We start from the raw sequence: 15717 nt of genomic DNA, 5'->3' as shown, positions 1-15717 counted from the left end.
CTTTTATTCAACCAACTCTATTTCAGGCCAGTTTCATGCAATTCAAGTCCGATAATCATGATCAATTACTCGCAACCCTGCGTGAGGTGATTGGCGATCAGTATGTGATGACGGATGCGCATGATACTGAGCCTTATCTTACCGATTGGCGTGGTTACGAAACAGGCAATGCACTTGCTGTTGTGTTCCCCGCGACGACTGAAGAAGTATCGCAACTATTGCGGATCGCAGCCGAATATCATTGTTGCGTGGTTCCTCAGGGCGGCAATACGGGCCTGGTGCAAGGCGCAATCCCGGTAGGAGATAGCCGCGCAATTGTTCTGGGCCTTCGTCGTTTGGATCGTGTCCGCGAAATTGACAAAGCATCCAATATTATCGTGCTGGAAGCTGGTGTCACCCTTTCAGCCGGACACGATGCCGCTGCAAGCGTTGATCGCCGTATACCGCTGCATCTTGGCAGTGAGGGCAGCGCGCAAGTCGGAGGCCTCGCAGCTACAAATGCTGGTGGCACAAGCGCTCTGCGTTATGGTCCAATCCGCGAATTGATTTGCGGTATAGAAGTCGTTTTGCCGGATGGGCGTATTTTCAGCGACTTAAAAGCGCTGCGCAAAAACAACACGGGCTACGATCTGAAAAACTTATTCATCGGATCAGAAGGCACGCTCGGCGTCATCACCGCTGTAGCGTTGCGTATGCAGCCTGTTTTGCGCTCATCAGGCCATGCATGGATTGCGTTGCCCAATGTTGAAACAGCCGTCGAAATTTTGATCGGAATACAAGACCGCTTTGACAGTGCCGTACAAGCTGTTGAGCTTTTGTCCGGCAATCAGGTTGACCTCGTTTTGCAGCATATACCGCGCTCTCGCCATCCACTGGAAAGCCGGCCTGAATGGTCACTTTTGGTAGAGTTGGGAAGCACGGATCCCAAAGCTGATCTGCACAATGCTCTTGAAGAATGGCTTAGCGAGCTATTTGAGGAAGGCATTGTTGAAGATGCATTCATCGCGCAAAGCGATGCTCAGGCTGCCGACATCTGGCATTTGCGACATTCGGTTTCCGAAGCAAATAAGCTCGAAGGTCATAGCCTGTCGCACGATATTGCCGTTCGTCCGGCACTGGTTCCCGAACTCATTAAGCGTGCGACAGAAGCAGTTCATGAGCTGCATCCAGATGCGTATATTCTCATCGTTTCCCATATCGGTGACGGCAATGTTCATTTCATTGCGCATTTCAAACATGACCAGTGGGCCAGTTTTGAAAACCCGAAGCTCGTGGCTTCGGAAATCATGACACGCGTGCATGATGTTGTTGATGAGCTCAATGGAACGTTTTCTGCTGAGCATGGCATTGGTCGCAAGCTAACCGCAGAACTTAACCTGCGTACTGACTCAGTGCGCATGGAACTGATGCGTTCAGTTCGGGATTTGCTTGATCCAAACCAAAGACTGAATCCTGGCAGTGTCGTTACGTTAGCCTGAGAGCAAAAATATTCATCGAGCGAGTGATCTGCTGTTAGTTTTCGTTTGAGTTTGATCCATTTTTCCATTCTGCCGTAATCTACTTACGCCTAATAAAACTGTTGTCGTTCAACTCACTACCACGGATCTGGGTGGGCTAACGCGAAATGGAAAGACAGTTTAAATCCTGGTGAAACTCGACACTCTCATTTATGCACGCCCAAAAAGTCACGTCGTGAGCGACTTCTTGCTTTAGTGAAAATTCCGGCTCTTCACCTTCAGCGTGTCGATGTGAAGATCCGGTATAAAAATATCTCGAATGGGCATCGCCGGCTTCTGGGTCTCGCGCTGATCAGGCCCGGCCCCATGCTTGATCTGGTCGCCTCGCCCATGCCGAAGCGGAAAGTCACTGTCCCGCTCGCCAAGGCTTGAGAGATCGCCGGAGAAGTCGAACAGCCTTTGGGCCACGAGATGGACGACCTCGCCCTCACGTTGGATCTTGCCGTGGATCCCCATCATCGAAGCGGTCATCAGCACCCGGCGCTGGCGCTCAAACAGTGACGGCCAGACGACAGAGTTGACGATCCCGGTTTCGTCCTCAAGCGTCAGGAACATCACCCCCTTGGCCGAGCCTGGGCGCTGGCGGACAAGCACGAGCCCGGCTGTCCACAGCCAGCGGCCATCACGCTCGGACATGGCTTCGGTGCAGGTCACGATCCGCTTCGCTCGCAGCTCCTGTCGCAGGAAACTCATCGGGTGTTGGCGTAGCGTCAGGCCGGTATGGGAATAGTCCTCAACGACCTTCCTGCCCTCGGTCATCGATTTCAGGGCAACATCGGGCTCAATCGCTTCCGAAGCCGTCCGCGCGTCGCGCTCGTCTGCCGCAGCCCAGAGCTCGAGCGGCTCGTTGCGCAACGGTTTGATATCCCAGAGCGCCTGCCGGCGCTCCAGGCCGAGGGATGGCAGGAATGCGTCTGCTTCGGCCAGCTTGACCAGCGCTGCTGCCGGCACGCCGGATCGCCGCCACATGTCATCGGCCGAATGGAACGGCTCCTCGCCGCGGGCGAGAACGATCCGGGCAGTGTCATTTTCAGAGAGCCCTTTCACCAGACGCATCCCGAGCCGGACTGCCAAGCGCCCTTCCCGACCGGTCGGCTCCATCACGCAGTCCCAGCGCGAGGCGTTGACGCAGACGGGCCGGATCTCGACACCATTCTTCCGGGCGTCCTGAACGATCTGCGCGACACTATAGAAGCCCATGGGCTGGCTGTTGATCAGCGCCGCACAGAAGATATCCGGGTGGTGGCACTTGATCCAGCAGGAGGCATAGGCGATCAGCGCAAAGCTTGCGGCATGGCTCTCCGGAAAGCCATAGGAGCCGAAGCCTTCGAGCTGGCCAAAAGTCTGTTCGGCGAATTCGCGGGCGTAACCATTCTTCAGCATGCCGGCGATCAGCTTGTCCTTGAACTTGCTGACGCCACCGGTGAACTTGAAAGTCGCCATGGATTTGCGCAGCTGGTCGGCCTCTCCAGCTGTGAAGCCGGCACAAACCATCGCAACCCGCATCGCACTTTCTTGAAACAGCGGCACACCCAAAGTCTTGGAAAGAACCGCTTCGAGTTCAGGCGTCGGATAAAAAGGCTCCTCCTTGCCCTCGCGTCGGCGCAGATAAGGATGCACCATGTCACCCTGGATCGGGCCGGGGCGGACAATCGCAACCTGAATGACGAGATCATAGAAGGTTCGGGGTTTCAGGCGCGGGAGCATTGCCATCTGAGCGCGGCTTTCGATCTGAAATGTGCCGAGCGTCTCGGCCTTGCGGATCATCGCATAGGTCATTGGATCCTCCTGCTCGACATCGGCAAGACCCATGGGCAGGTTCTTGTGTTCGGCCAGAAGATCAAAGGCGCGGGCCATGCAGGAGAGCATGCCAAGGCCGAGCACGTCCATTTTCATGAATTTGAGGACTTCAATATCGTCCTTGTCCCATTCCACCACTTGGCGATCGTCCATGGCTGCAGGCTCGATCGGCACGAGATCGTCGAGCCGGTCCTGGGTCAGGACAAAGCCGCCCGGATGCTGGCCAAGATGGCGGGGCGTGCCGATCAGCTGGGCGGAGAGTTCGAGCGCCAGGCGCAAGCGATAATCTGTGGCGTTGAGGTTGTTGTCCTTCAGTTGCTTTTCGCCGATCGCTTCGCGGCTGAAGCCCCAGACACCGGAGAGAAGCTGGCTGATCAGGTCCTCCGGCAGACCGAGGGCCTTGCCGACATCCTTCATGGCCCCTTTGGTCTGGTAGCGCAGGACGGTGCAGCAGAGCGCCGAGCGCGACCGGCCATAGGTCTTATAGATCCATTGGATCACTTCTTCGCGCCTGTTGTGTTCGAAATCGACGTCGATGTCCGGCGGCTCGTCGCGTTCCCGGCTGACAAAGCGTTCAAAGAGAAGGTCGGAGGTCTCCGGATTGATCGAGGTGATGCCGAGGCAATAACAGACGGCGGAATTGGCCGCTGAGCCGCGACCCTGGCAGAGGATGTCCTTCGAGCGGGCGAAGCGGACGATCGAATAGACGGTGAGGAAATAAGGCGCGTATCGCATCTCGCGGATGAGTTCAAGCTCATGCAGAATGGCTTTGCGGACCTTGTCGGGAATGCCTTCGGGATAGCGGTCGGCCGCCCCTTCCCATGTGAACTTCGTCAGCGACTGCTGGGCATCGAGGCCGGGCACGATCGCTTCTTCCGGATACTGATATTGCAGCTGGGACATGTCGAAGCGGCAGCGCTCGACGATTTCGCGGGAGCGGGCAAGCGCCTCGGGATATTCAGGAAAGAGCCGGTGTATCTCTTCCGGCGCCTTCAAAAACCGGTCGGCATGGCGTTCGCGGTCGAAGCCGACATCGTCGATTGTCGTATGATTGCGGATGCAGGTAACGATATCCTGCATCTGACGGCGGCCCGGTTCATGGAAGAGCACGTCATTGGTGACGACGGTCTTCACTTTGTGGCGCGCGGCGAGGTTTGAGAGATTGTGGAGGCGCAGTTGATCATTGGGACGCCGGCGCAGGCAAAGGCTAACATAGGCGCGATCGCCGAAGATCGCCGCGATCTTCCGCAACTGTCCGGCATAGGTATCGTCAGCCTCGTCGGGCACGAGAATGGCGATCAGGCCGTCGCTATAGGCTTCGACATCGGTCAGATCGAGAATGCAGCGGCCCTTTCCGCCCCTGCCCTTACCGAGTGAGAGAAGCCGGGTCAGCCGTGAATAGGCCGGTCGATCGGTCGGATAAACGAGGAGCGACATGCCGTCGGTCAGATCAAGTCGGCAGCCGACGACAAGCCGGATCCCGGTCGCCCGCGCCGCCTCCCAGGCGCGTACGATACCGGCCAAGCTATTGCGATCGACGATACCGAGCGCCTCGATCCCGAGTGCAGCCGCTGTCTCGAACAGTTCCGGTGCGGAACTGGCACCGCGCAAGAAGGAGAAGTGGCTGGTTACTTGAAGTTCGGCATATCTCATCCGAAAACTCCATGCAGGAACCACCGATGCGCGCCGGTCTCCATGTGGACGCCATCGCCGGTGCGAAACACCCAGTAGCGTTCACCCCGCTCGTCCTCGACAACAAAGTAGTCCCGGACCGCCTGCTTCTCAGCCGGACGAATCCACCATTCGCCGAAGATGCGCTCCGGTCCGTCAGCGCGCCTCACTCGCCGGCGCTTGCCGCGCCAGGTGAAGACAGCTGGCGGATGGTCGGGAAGCACGTTCATCACCTCGATCGGATCGGGAATGGCGAGCAACCGGGTGGGGCGCGGCCATTTGGCCGCCCAGTCGGCGCCAGTTTCTGCGGCCGTCGGCGCGATACGCGCGATCGACCGCTCCGGCACATCCGAGGCGATCGGCGTCACCCTATAGAGGCGCTGGCCGCGATTGCCGAGGATATCGACGAGCGGGGTGACATCGATGACCTCTTCCTCGATCAGAGAGGAGGTGGCCTGCTTTTCTTCCAGCGGCTCGGCCATGATCGCGACCAGTACCATCCGCTCGATGCCGAAGCCCGGATCGATCGCCTCGATCCGGTCACAGATGAGCTTCGACAGGCGTGCCGGATCGCGCACCGGCTTGGCGAGGCCGGCGCGGATCGACTGGCGGGTATTGTCAACGCGGTGGATGATGAGGTCCGAGCACCGGACACCGAGGCCGCGCGCCTCAAGTTTTTCCGTCAGCTGGGAGACCAGCCGCCGGACATATTTGGCGATCGTCTCCGCCGCGCCGATCGGCTCCTGAAAGTTGCGGGCGACCTCGACAAGCGCCGGGGTCCGCAAAGGCTCGATCGGCTCGGAGAGCCGACCGAACATCTGATCGAGCCTCCGCCCGACTTCCGGGCCGAAGCGCAGGGTCAGCGGCGGGCGCGGCATGGCCGACAGTTCACCGACAGTCTCGACGCCGAGCACACGCAACGCCTCGATCGTGTCGATGGGCAGCCGGAGGCACTGGATCGGCAGGCCAGTAACTGCCCCTGCGATCTCACCAGCCGCGATGATACTGGTCTCGGCCCGCCGCATGCGGGCAATCGCATGCGCGGCACCCCAGGTGTCGGCGACGGCCGCCCGCGCGGTCAGGCCCTTGGCCCGCAGCGAATTGACGAAGCTGGCGATAAGCGGCAATTCCCCGCCGCGCAAATGATCGGCACCTTCGGTGTCGAGGATCAGCCCGTCGGTGCCATCGACGGCAACGACAGGGCTATATTGGCGAAGTGCCCAGAGCACCAGGCGTTCCAGTGCCGCCGCATCTGCAGCCAAATCCGCATCGAACATCACGAGGTTGGAGACAAGCGCCTGCGCCTTGCTGGCCGGCATGCCGACGCGCAGCCCAAGTTTGATGGCCTGCGGTTCGACGGCGGAAAGCCAGCGCTTGGCGCCGGATTTTGAGACGACGACAAGCGGCTGGTCAGCCGGCACGCTGTCCCCACCGGTGCGCCGGATGCGCTCCGTCGGCAGATACGGGAAGAAGACAGATACGGCCCTGGGCATCACAGGCTCCAATTTCGAACTCGGCACACTCGCCCGCTTTGACGCGCATCAGCTCGGCCAGCCAGCGCGCGCGTCCGACGCCGGCGACGGGTAAGGGGTCGGACGGCAGGACGCTGACCCGCCACCTGGTCGTCGATGCCGTCGGCTGGCCGTAATCGGAGGCTTCGGTCTGCCGGCGCCAGCGGCGGAGCGCCAGCCCCACCGTACCGGTCTTCTCGGCGGCGAGCTGCAGGCGCCGTGAGGCCGTCATCGGCAACCGGACCAGTTCGCCCACGACAGCGCCGAGCCCGCCGAAGGCAAGCCCCTCCTCCATCGAAGCCAGGACATCCTCCTCCTTATCGGCCTCGCAGAAGATGACGCGATCGGGATGCAGGCCTGCCTGCGAGATCGCCGGGAAAAACAGATCCGGTCGCGTCAGGCACCAGAGAACCTTGCCTTTCGAGCGCGCCGCGACGCCAGCGACGAACAGGGCGGCGGCGGCGCCATCGACGGTCCCCGCCCCTCCTCCGGCAACCTCGTGCAACGCACCGAAAGCAAGCCCTCCGCCGGGGAGGTGCCTGTCGATCTCGGCTACGCCGAATGGCAAGACCGCGGCCTTGCGGTTCGCCGATCCCTCAAGGTGAGCAATCCTGTTTCTCAAGTCCTCGATCATCCGAGGAGTATGGGCGCGTGACATCGTTCACGGACCTCCTCAGGCTCGCGTTTTAGGTTTTCATGTCCAAAGGGACGAAGATGTTCCCTTTTTGTTCCTAAAGCCAGAAAGAGTCAAGCGGGCGGATTCTACCGTCCACAGTCGTGAATTGGCTGCTTAAACACGATTCACGAAGAGAATCATGGATATAGCCTTGTCATTCATGGAACGGGGAAGTGAAAATTCTCCTATTCAGACTTTCCTTAAATTGAAAAGACCGGGACCATCAGATTCCAGAGTGTCAGAAAACTGTCTATATTTCTGACAGGAGAATTGTTATGCAAAGACTAACAACACAGATCATGGCTCACGCCGGGCAGCTGCCCGAGGGAACGGCGCTTTCGGCAAAGGTCTTCCTGCATTTGGGAAATCGTGCCGCGGTAGACCAGGCATTGTCACGTCTGCATGAACGCGGCGAGCTCGTACGGGCAGGTCGTGGGGTCTATCTGAAGGCGATCAAAAGCCGCTTCGGTATCCGATCCCCGACGGTAGACCAGGCCATAGAAGCGGTTGCGCACCAGCGCGGTGAGGTGATCGTTTCAAATGGTGCTGCGGCTGCAAACTCGCTGGGGCTGTCCACTCAGGTGCCGATCTGGTCCATCTATTTCACATCCGGCCGGAGCCGAACCATGACGGTCGGAAGCCAGACTGTCGAGCTGAAGCACGTCCCGCGCTGGCAGCTCGCCCTGGGGAACAAGCCTGCCGGCCTTGCAGTCCGCGCGCTTGCATGGCTTGGTCCTGAAAAGGCAGAAGAGGCACTTCTGAGCATCAAGCAGAAGCTTTCCGCCGAGGCGTTCAGCGAACTCGTCGCGGCTACCCCCCAGTTTCCCAGCTGGCTTGCCCGCAGCGTAGGAAAGGCCGCCCATGGCTGAACAGTTTTTGCAGCTCTCATGAGACGATCGGAGAGATGTTCTTGCGATCGCTGCAGAGAAGGCCGGGCGGCCAATCCATCTTCTGGAAAAGGACGCATGGGTCGTCCGGGCTCTGCAGACCCTCTGTGGGACGACGCTCGGCCATGACCTCGTTTTCAACGGTGGCACGTCCCTCTCCAAAGCCTACAAGGCCATCCGCAGGTTTTCGGGTCGGGGTGCAAGCCAAACGTAGGCTATGCGTGCACAGATCGTCGAGAATATTTGCAATATTGTCGCCCACTTGAGCTAAAGCTCGTGGTTGAAAGCGCCTAAGCAACAGAAAAAGCCGATTATGTTCTAAAACTTCATCGAGATGCAATTAGCCAAGGCCGGCTGTTTGGACGTCCGCTTCCGATTGTGGAATTCCATCTAAACGAGCCTGTAATATTAAGTTGACTATTGTAATCATATATAAGACTAAGAGATAATTGAGCAGCATGAAGCTGCCAATTCGGTGGGCGACACTCCAAGCTCGGCCGCTTGATCGGCATCACGTATATTCCGAATGAGTTCTATTGATGTGGAACCTGAAAAGCCTTTTCCAGAGTCATGCGCGAGAGCTTAATCGCTTTTTTCGGCGCAGAGGACACAATGCGGAAACGGCGGCCGATCTCACACAAGATACATTTATACGTTTGATGTCTGCCACGCCGTCGGCCAGAGAGCATAATTCTCGCGCATATCTTCATCAGGTTGCACGCAATCTCTCAATCGACCTTTATCGACGCGAGCGCATCGTTGAATTTGTCAACATGCCGGATGAGGAATGGCGGCGGCTGGCGGATAGTACACCGACACCGGAAACGATTGTTTATGATCGGCAGCGACTTGCTATTATTGAAAAGGCATTGCTTGAATTGCCTGAACAGACGCGCCGCGCCTTTGAATTACACCGTCTCGACGAAAAAACCATAACCGAGGTCGCTGGCGAACTCAGCCTGTCAGTATCCCGGACATGGACCTTGATCAAACGCGGATATATGCATTTGCGTTCTCGCTTAAACGAAGACAATCCTTCTTATTAAAGCGAGAGGATGCCTGATTTGCATCAGACGAAATGCTCTGGCTCTTTTTTATTACGCATATCTTTTTCCGAAAACCGGTTTCCGTTATTCGGGATGTGCTCTGGGACAGAAAATTTCTCTCTCTTAATCGTTATAGCTTGTACGAGTTGATTTTCTAAAGCCGTTCAGCAAGCGAACCAGCTGGACAAAAGGACTAATGCTTCATGGATGAGAAAATTTCGCAGGACGAAAGGCTTTTCGAGGAAGCTCTCGATATTGTCATGCGCATTCAGGAAGACCCTGACAATCCCGTTACGCTTGAGCTCGTCAGTCGATGGCGCGCACGCAGTCCTGATCACGAAGTCGCCTGGCGTGAAGCCATGGAAATTTACGGCATGACAGGCAAGGTCATGCGTGACCAGCGTCGCGCCACATCGTCAAAAATATCACGACGCTCTTTGCTAACAGGCAGCGCAGCAGGCCTTGCCGTTATTGCGGCCGGAGCATTGTTTGGACCGCAGCTGATCTTGCAAGCACAGGCTGATTTCATGACGACGTCAGCTCAGCTAAAGGACGTATCTCTTTCTGACGGCAGTCAGGTAACGCTTGGCCCAGATACGGCAATCCGTTTGCAGTTTGGCGAAAGCGAACGCCGGGTAGAGCTTCTTGCTGGAATGGCATTCTTCGATGTGAAGTCAGACCCTGCGCGTCCGTTTAATGTGCAGACGGGTGATCTTACAGCGACGGCTGTTGGGACGGCTTTTGATGTGAGCAATGATGCGGGTTATCTCACCGTGTCGGTTGATCATGGACTGGTTGCAATCAGGCCAACAGGCGCAAATGATGCGCCCACACCGCTCGGGCAAGGCGATTGGCTATCGTTTAATGAACAAACGCACAATTTTGAACGGGGCAACCGAGATGCCTCGCAAATCGCGGCATGGCGACAGGGTTTACTCGTTGCTGAACGTGATACAATTGCCTCTGTAGTCGCACGTATTGCACGCTGGCAATCAGGCAGGGTCTTATTGGCACAGTCCAGTTTTGGTGCTCAGCGCATCAGTGGTGTATTCGATCTGAACAATCCTGCCGCCGCTCTGGAAGCCGTTGTTGAGCCGTATGGTGGCCGCGTGCGACAGGTCTCACCATGGCTCACTATCGTTTCCTCAATTTAATGAATTTATTTTTTTATGGGGGGAGAAAATTTTGAAACCCTGCTCGTTTTAAACATCAGGGTCGGAAGTTAGCCGCTGCCATACAACCGCCTTTTCACTACTGCGTCAGCCAAAATCGATCCCGGTTTAGGAGAGAACGATGCGTAGATTCGAGGGATTAGAGCGTATTTGATGCGTCCACGAAGGCGCACGACGTTCTGGGTATTGGAGTGGTTGAGCGATGGGGCTTCGGGTTAATAAAAGTGCTGCGCGACGTTTCGGAACACGGGTTCTGACAGCTGCATTGATGGGATCTGTGTGTGTTTACGCACTCTCCCTTTCCACATCTGTTCAGGCTGAAGCGCAGACTTCACAGCAGATTTCATTCAACATACCCGCTGGGTCGCTCGCTGCGTCGCTTGCCAGTTTTGGCCGACAAGCAGGCATGCAGGTCACATACCAGCCGCAGATTGCAGCATCAAAACAGGCACTAGCCGTTTCGGGCACGATGTCACGCCAGGACGCACTTGCGCGTCTGCTGTCCGGTTCAGGTATTTCCTATCGCTTCACCGGAACAAATACCGTTGCTTTGGGTGATCAATCAGCAGCGGCGCAAGCTCCATTATCAGCTGACGGTACAACGCTTCTCGATACGATTACTGTTTCTGGTGGTGCGGGTATCACGCCAGCTGACGCCCCTTATTATACCGCAGCACCAACCAATTATATTTCCGCTCAAACCATTGAGCGTTTTCGTGGCTCAAGCCCGGCCGATATTTTCCGTGGCACGCCGGGTGTGATGTCTGGTGAGGCACGCAATGGTGCGGGTTCGATTGACGTTAATATTCGCGGCATGCAGGGCATGGGGCGTGTTGCGACCACCATCGATGGCGCTGAAAACAGTGTCACCGTCTATCAAGGTTATCAGGGCCTATCCAACCGCACCTATATCGATCCTGACCTGATCGCAGGCGTCGACATCAATAAGGGATCGGACGCATCATCACGCGGCATTGCTGGCAGTGTCGCGATCCGTACCCTTGATGCCGATGATATTGTTAAAGAGGGTGACGGTTGGGGTATGCGCGTCAAAGGCGAGTTTGGCGGCAACTCCTCCACGCCTCAGGCAGGTGCACTGGGCGGGTATAAGTGGCCAAATTCACCTTCAGCTGCGCCTGTTGCGATTGGATCGCCCGACGGGATGGATAGGCCTTCCTTCCTGAAGCCAACCAATGGCTCAGCAAGCATTATCGCGGCAATCAAAGAAGAAAATTATGATTTCTTTGCCGGCTATACTTATCGAAAGCGCGGCAATTATCATGCTGGTAAGAACGGCCCGGCGGCAGATCCAGTGGATACTGGTCCAAGATCAGTTTGTAACACCACCGGAACATGGTGTCAGAACTGGCCGAACTATCTCGAAAACGGTGGGCTCACAAACTATCGTGCTGGCGAAGAAGTTCTCAACACACAGCTTGAAACCAAATCATTCCTGACCAAGACAACATTGCGTTTTGATGGCGGTCATACGCTCAAGCTTGGATACACAGGTTTTCGTGGCGAGGCAGGTGATCTGCTGGCATCGCGCTTTACCAGTGATAAAACACAACCGACACAGCAGGAAGTTACCTCTGGCTCTACGCTTGATACCGGCACACTACGTTACAGCTGGGATCCAGATGACAATGATCTGATTGACCTGCGCTCCAATCTCTGGATCACAAAGCTCCAATTGCGCAATCCGCGCCGCGGCAGCACATTTCCAACGTCAGAATCTGTTGGCCTACCAAAAAACTTCCGAACTGGATCGGATACGGTCATGTGGGGTTGGGATGTCACCAACACATCCAAATTTTCACTGGGAGACTATGGTGACCTCGATCTGAATTACGGTATTTCTTATCTCAACGAAGATACGCGCCCGAGCAAGCACACCAATGAGCTTGAAGGCTGGCTCAACCTGCGCGATGCTGATCGTGATGAACTTGGTCTGTTCACTAAGGCAGCCTATAAGCCGGTTGATTGGCTGACACTGAATACAGGCTTGCGCTATTCGCATTATTGGTCGAACGATCGCCGCACAGAAGCCAACAGTGTAGAACAGCTCAACCCGGAACCAAAACGTGATTCAGGTGGCCTAAGCCCTTCGGTTGGCGTAACTGTCGAGCCGTTTGACGGAAGCCAGCTCTATGTCAACTACTCAAACGCGCTGCGTTATCCGAGCATGTTTGAGTCAGTTTCAGCCTTTACGGTTATTCCAAATGCTATGCTTGAACCTGAGCGTTCCAGCAACTGGGAGGTTGGTGCCAACTTCACCAAGGAAGGCCTGCTTGGAGGTGATGACCGTGGCATGGTCAAGTTGAGCTACTTTAACTGTGACGTTAAAAACTACATCGCGCGTGCTTATCGAGAGTTTTACAATTCTGCAGGCGAATTTTCGTTCACTGGTATGCAGGTTTATAATATTGACCGCGCACGTTTCTCTGGCCTTGAGTTTTCAAGCCGCTATGAAGCTGGTGGATTTACCGCAGACTTGTCAGCCAATTACTATCTTGGCGTAGAATTCTGCCGCACATCAAATACATGCGGAGAGAAGTCGCTTTATGGCGATTATGCCACCAATCAGGTGCCGCCTAAATACAGTGTCGATCTAACCCTGTCGCAGAAGATGCTGGAAGACCGGCTGACATTGGGCGGTCGTGTTTCCTACATTGGTAAGCGTGCAATTGGTCACGGTGATGTGACGGCGGTCGGTGCGAGCCAGTTTATCGCACAGACGAAATGGGATCCGTACACGCTGGTCGATGTGTTTGCGGAATATAAGGTCAATGACAGCCTCACAGCGACATTCCGTGTCGAAAACCTGACCGACCAATATTATGTCGACCCGCTTGGCCTGGTAAACCAGCCTGGTCCGGGACGCACATTCTATGCAGGTCTGACCAGTAATTTTGGTGGCGACCAGCGTTTAGCGCAGCTCTCGCCATTCTCCCGCACGCAGGGCGGAGCAAATGCAATCAACTGGACCGGCTTTTATGGCGGCGTTCATACTGGGATGAATTCAGGCAGCACGTCGTCAACAACGACAGCACTGGATGGAACGACTGATCCGATATCCAGCAGCGAATCCTTTGATCACGGCATCGGTAACTCCGCGATGTTTGGTGTTCAGGCTGGCTATAACTATCAGTTTAAAAATCGCGTCGTTTTCGGCGTGGAAGCTGACGTCAGCAAAATTCGCATGAAGGGATCAAACCTCACCTATATGGAACCAGAGTGGATTGGCCCGCGCAACGATATTGCTGGCATTCAATCCAACACGAATTATGAACTCGATTGGAAAGGCTCCATCCGTGGGCGTCTCGGCTACGCGTTTGATAATCGCTGGATGGTTTACGGAACAGCCGGTGTCGCCTTCGCACATCAAAAAATGTCACGCGACCAGTATCGCTTTGATGAAGTTTCTTATTCTAAGAACACACTGTTTTTCATAGAAAAAGATTCTGGTGTACGCACGGGTCTGACCGTTGGTGGCGGCGCTGAATATGCAATCAACGATCGATGGTCAATTTCTGCCGATTACACTTACAGTCGCTTTGGTAATAAAAGCTTCAGTTTTGATAATGCCCGGTCCGGCACCGGCTTGGATTACTATCAGCCTGTGCAAGTTGGTACGGAGATTATTCCGGTCGATCCATGGAACTGTGAGGTATTAGGCGGTGTGTTCTGTGAACCGATGGAACAACCAATTATGGAATACGTTCCTCAAACTGGTAGTTCAAATGTCGTGAATGGCCGCAAGTCATCCAACTCCCTGGACACGCATACAGTTAAGTTAGGCCTTAACTTCCACTTCTAGTACCAAAATGTGCAACATTTTTTGCCGAGCCGTTTTTTTCGCCTCGGCATTGCAAAAAATGGGGCGCTCAAACGTCTTAATAAACAGAGAGGTCAATGTCCGGTTCGAACCGAAGACATGCCAGATAACAGGGACACACGATATGACTGATGCCGCCGTACCTGAGCAACCCGTTGCTCTTCCCCGCTCGAAACGTTTAAAGGCGCGGACCACAGGAAGGCATGAACGCCTTGATCAGAGCATCATGGCCGGCAAACCATTTTCCAATCGTGAGCGCTATGCAATGTTTGTGCAGGTGCAGTATCAGTTCCAACGCGATATCAATGCTCTTTACGATGATGCCGCTCTTGATGCGTTGCTCCCAGATCTGAAGGGTCGTCGCCGTTTCGAACAGGTTGGTCAGGATCTTAATGACCTTGGGTTTGAACTACCTGCACCTGAAGCAGCACCTGCTTTTGCAGAAGGTACTGAAATCGATCTGCCAACTGCGCTTGGCTGGCTTTATGTTGCTGAAGGTTCCAACCTCGGCGCTGCTTTCCTACTCAAAGAAGCACTGAAGCTCGAACTGACAGAAGAGTTTGGCGCACGCCATCTCGCTGGCGCGCCTGAAGGTCGTGGCTTGCAATGGCGTACATTTACCGCAGCACTGGACGAAATTGACCTCACCGAAACTGAAGAAGAACGTGTTGTTGCGGGAGCAGAAGCTGCTTTCCGTCGCGTTCATGCACTGGTGCGTGAAATATTCGCTTAATCCTCACATATCGTAATGGCCCCAATCTGATGGGGTCATGTTTCTGAAAAGGGTCACACCAGAAAAGATTCATGTGATGCGATTTACCAGACAAGCCGAACTTTCGATTGAATTGCTCGTTCTCTGCGCCCGCAATTTGGGCCGCCAAGCTGTCACGACACGTGAGGCTGCAGAAGCAACGGGCACGACGAAGGATCATGCAGCGCAGATCGTCTCGGATCTCATTCATCACGGCTTTCTGGTCGGAACGCGGGGGCGCGGGGGCGGCATTCGGCTTGCTTGTGAGCCCCGTGCCATCAATGTTGGAACCGTGCTGCGTTTGATGCAGCCGGGTTTCGACAATCCTATTGAAGCAGAAAAAGACAGTAATGCAGGGTCTGCCTTTGGGCATTTGTTGCAAGCTGCACAGCGGTCATTTGTTTCTGCTTTTGATGATTTTACAATTGCCGATCTTGCTTTCCAGACAGAAGATGGACGCCTTGCATGTCTTGATTGTGATCTGCTTAGCATGATCAATCACGGGCAAATGCTTTCACATTTTCGCCGTAAAGAGAAGGTCGTTGAGATGCCTGTATGGGCGGAGCTGTCATGAACGGCAATAGCGACAACCACGATCTGCGTGGTGGCGTGAGCGAGTTAGCACTTTGGGCGGGAGCATGTCTTGTGGTGCTTTCGGTTCATGTTGCAGCTGTGATGTGGCTGATGCGTGAGCCGGAAATGGCAATGGCGGACGATACGCCTCCGGCAGCAATCATGATTGAACTGGACTTGCCCTGATTTAATGGAGAGGTTCTGTCACTAGTTTACGTTTTATCATCTCGAACTGGATCGGTGATTTATACCCGAGTGCAGAATGTCTGCGCACA

The 15717-nt window shown here is 55.3% G+C and carries 11 protein-coding genes and 1 pseudogene; 9 read left to right on the top strand and 3 right to left on the bottom strand.

Annotated elements, in window-relative coordinates; all coding sequences use genetic code 11:
- Window positions 1-35 precede the first annotated feature (35 nt).
- Entirely contained in the window at window positions 36-1478 is a 1443-nt protein-coding gene (locus WH356_RS21825) for an FAD-binding oxidoreductase (RefSeq protein WP_339514639.1), read from the top strand.
- 231 nt (window positions 1479-1709) lie between these two features.
- On the opposite strand, the gene WH356_RS21820 is transcribed toward WH356_RS21825, so the two are convergent.
- The 3 genes from WH356_RS21820 to WH356_RS21810 are packed head-to-tail and all read right to left on the bottom strand — an operon-like array spanning window position 1710 to window position 7157.
- A complete protein-coding gene (locus WH356_RS21820) occupies window positions 1710-4970 on the bottom strand; it encodes an error-prone DNA polymerase (RefSeq protein ID WP_339514637.1) in 3261 nt (1086 codons plus the stop codon).
- Window positions 4967-6481, bottom strand: coding sequence for a Y-family DNA polymerase (locus tag WH356_RS21815; RefSeq protein ID WP_339514635.1), 1515 nt, complete (start codon window positions 6479-6481; stop codon window positions 4967-4969). The genes WH356_RS21820 and WH356_RS21815 overlap by 4 nt, the downstream gene beginning before the upstream one ends.
- On the bottom strand, window positions 6399-7157 hold the full coding sequence (locus tag WH356_RS21810; RefSeq protein ID WP_339514633.1) for an ImuA family protein: 759 nt from the start codon (window positions 7155-7157) through the stop codon (window positions 6399-6401). Before WH356_RS21810 ends, WH356_RS21815 begins: the two co-directional genes overlap by 83 nt.
- A gap of 293 nt (window positions 7158-7450) precedes the next feature.
- On the opposite strand from WH356_RS21810, the gene WH356_RS21805 reads away from it, so the two are divergent.
- From WH356_RS21805 to WH356_RS21770, 8 genes and pseudogenes are all read left to right on the top strand, one after another.
- Window positions 7451-8044 carry a DUF6088 family protein gene (locus tag WH356_RS21805; RefSeq protein WP_339514631.1) on the top strand — a complete coding sequence of 198 codons (594 nt, stop codon included), beginning with the start codon at window positions 7451-7453 and terminating at the stop codon, window positions 8042-8044.
- A gap of 46 nt (window positions 8045-8090) precedes the next feature.
- Window positions 8091-8252: pseudogene (locus WH356_RS21800) on the top strand (nucleotidyl transferase AbiEii/AbiGii toxin family protein); the annotation flags it as partial.
- Window positions 8253-8601: 349 nt separating this feature from the next.
- Window positions 8602-9108: an RNA polymerase sigma factor gene (locus WH356_RS21795; RefSeq protein WP_339514629.1), complete on the top strand. Its 507-nt coding sequence runs from the start codon at window positions 8602-8604 to the stop codon at window positions 9106-9108.
- A gap of 203 nt (window positions 9109-9311) precedes the next feature.
- Window positions 9312-10262: a FecR family protein gene (locus tag WH356_RS21790; RefSeq protein ID WP_339514627.1), complete on the top strand. Its 951-nt coding sequence runs from the start codon at window positions 9312-9314 to the stop codon at window positions 10260-10262.
- Window positions 10263-10482: 220 nt separating this feature from the next.
- Window positions 10483-14100 (top strand): TonB-dependent receptor domain-containing protein, encoded by a 3618-nt coding sequence (locus tag WH356_RS21785; protein WP_339514625.1) that lies wholly within the window; start codon window positions 10483-10485, stop codon window positions 14098-14100.
- Between the two features lie 142 nt (window positions 14101-14242).
- Window positions 14243-14851 (top strand): biliverdin-producing heme oxygenase, encoded by a 609-nt coding sequence (locus tag WH356_RS21780; RefSeq protein WP_339514623.1) that lies wholly within the window; start codon window positions 14243-14245, stop codon window positions 14849-14851.
- Window positions 14852-14888: 37 nt separating this feature from the next.
- Window positions 14889-15443: an RrF2 family transcriptional regulator gene (locus tag WH356_RS21775; protein WP_339514621.1), complete on the top strand. Its 555-nt coding sequence runs from the start codon at window positions 14889-14891 to the stop codon at window positions 15441-15443.
- Window positions 15440-15628 (top strand): hypothetical protein, encoded by a 189-nt coding sequence (locus tag WH356_RS21770; protein ID WP_339514619.1) that lies wholly within the window; start codon window positions 15440-15442, stop codon window positions 15626-15628. Before WH356_RS21775 ends, WH356_RS21770 begins: the two co-directional genes overlap by 4 nt.
- Window positions 15629-15717: the final 89 nt, after the last annotated feature.

The sequence above is a fragment of the Ochrobactrum sp. MYb379 genome (genome assembly GCF_037479515.1).
Classification (GTDB): domain Bacteria; phylum Pseudomonadota; class Alphaproteobacteria; order Rhizobiales; family Rhizobiaceae; genus Brucella.
The sequence above is the reverse complement of the archived record's forward strand: the minus strand, read 5'-3'. Positions and strand labels throughout refer to the sequence as shown.

Bases quoted from the DNA above. Each gene is read 5' to 3' on its own strand.
- WH356_RS21825 (WP_339514639.1), top strand. From the start codon at position 36: ATGCAATTCAAGTCCGATAATCATGATCAATTACTCGCAACCCTGCGT.
- WH356_RS21820 (WP_339514637.1), bottom strand. From the start codon at position 4,970: ATGAGATATGCCGAACTTCAAGTAACCAGCCACTTCTCCTTCTTGCGC.
- WH356_RS21815 (WP_339514635.1), bottom strand. From the start codon at position 6,481: ATGCCCAGGGCCGTATCTGTCTTCTTCCCGTATCTGCCGACGGAGCGC.
- WH356_RS21810 (WP_339514633.1), bottom strand. From the start codon at position 7,157: ATGTCACGCGCCCATACTCCTCGGATGATCGAGGACTTGAGAAACAGG.
- WH356_RS21805 (WP_339514631.1), top strand. From the start codon at position 7,451: ATGCAAAGACTAACAACACAGATCATGGCTCACGCCGGGCAGCTGCCC.
- WH356_RS21795 (WP_339514629.1), top strand. From the start codon at position 8,602: ATGTGGAACCTGAAAAGCCTTTTCCAGAGTCATGCGCGAGAGCTTAAT.
- WH356_RS21790 (WP_339514627.1), top strand. From the start codon at position 9,312: ATGGATGAGAAAATTTCGCAGGACGAAAGGCTTTTCGAGGAAGCTCTC.
- WH356_RS21785 (WP_339514625.1), top strand. From the start codon at position 10,483: ATGGGGCTTCGGGTTAATAAAAGTGCTGCGCGACGTTTCGGAACACGG.
- WH356_RS21780 (WP_339514623.1), top strand. From the start codon at position 14,243: ATGACTGATGCCGCCGTACCTGAGCAACCCGTTGCTCTTCCCCGCTCG.
- WH356_RS21775 (WP_339514621.1), top strand. From the start codon at position 14,889: ATGTTTCTGAAAAGGGTCACACCAGAAAAGATTCATGTGATGCGATTT.
- WH356_RS21770 (WP_339514619.1), top strand. From the start codon at position 15,440: ATGAACGGCAATAGCGACAACCACGATCTGCGTGGTGGCGTGAGCGAG.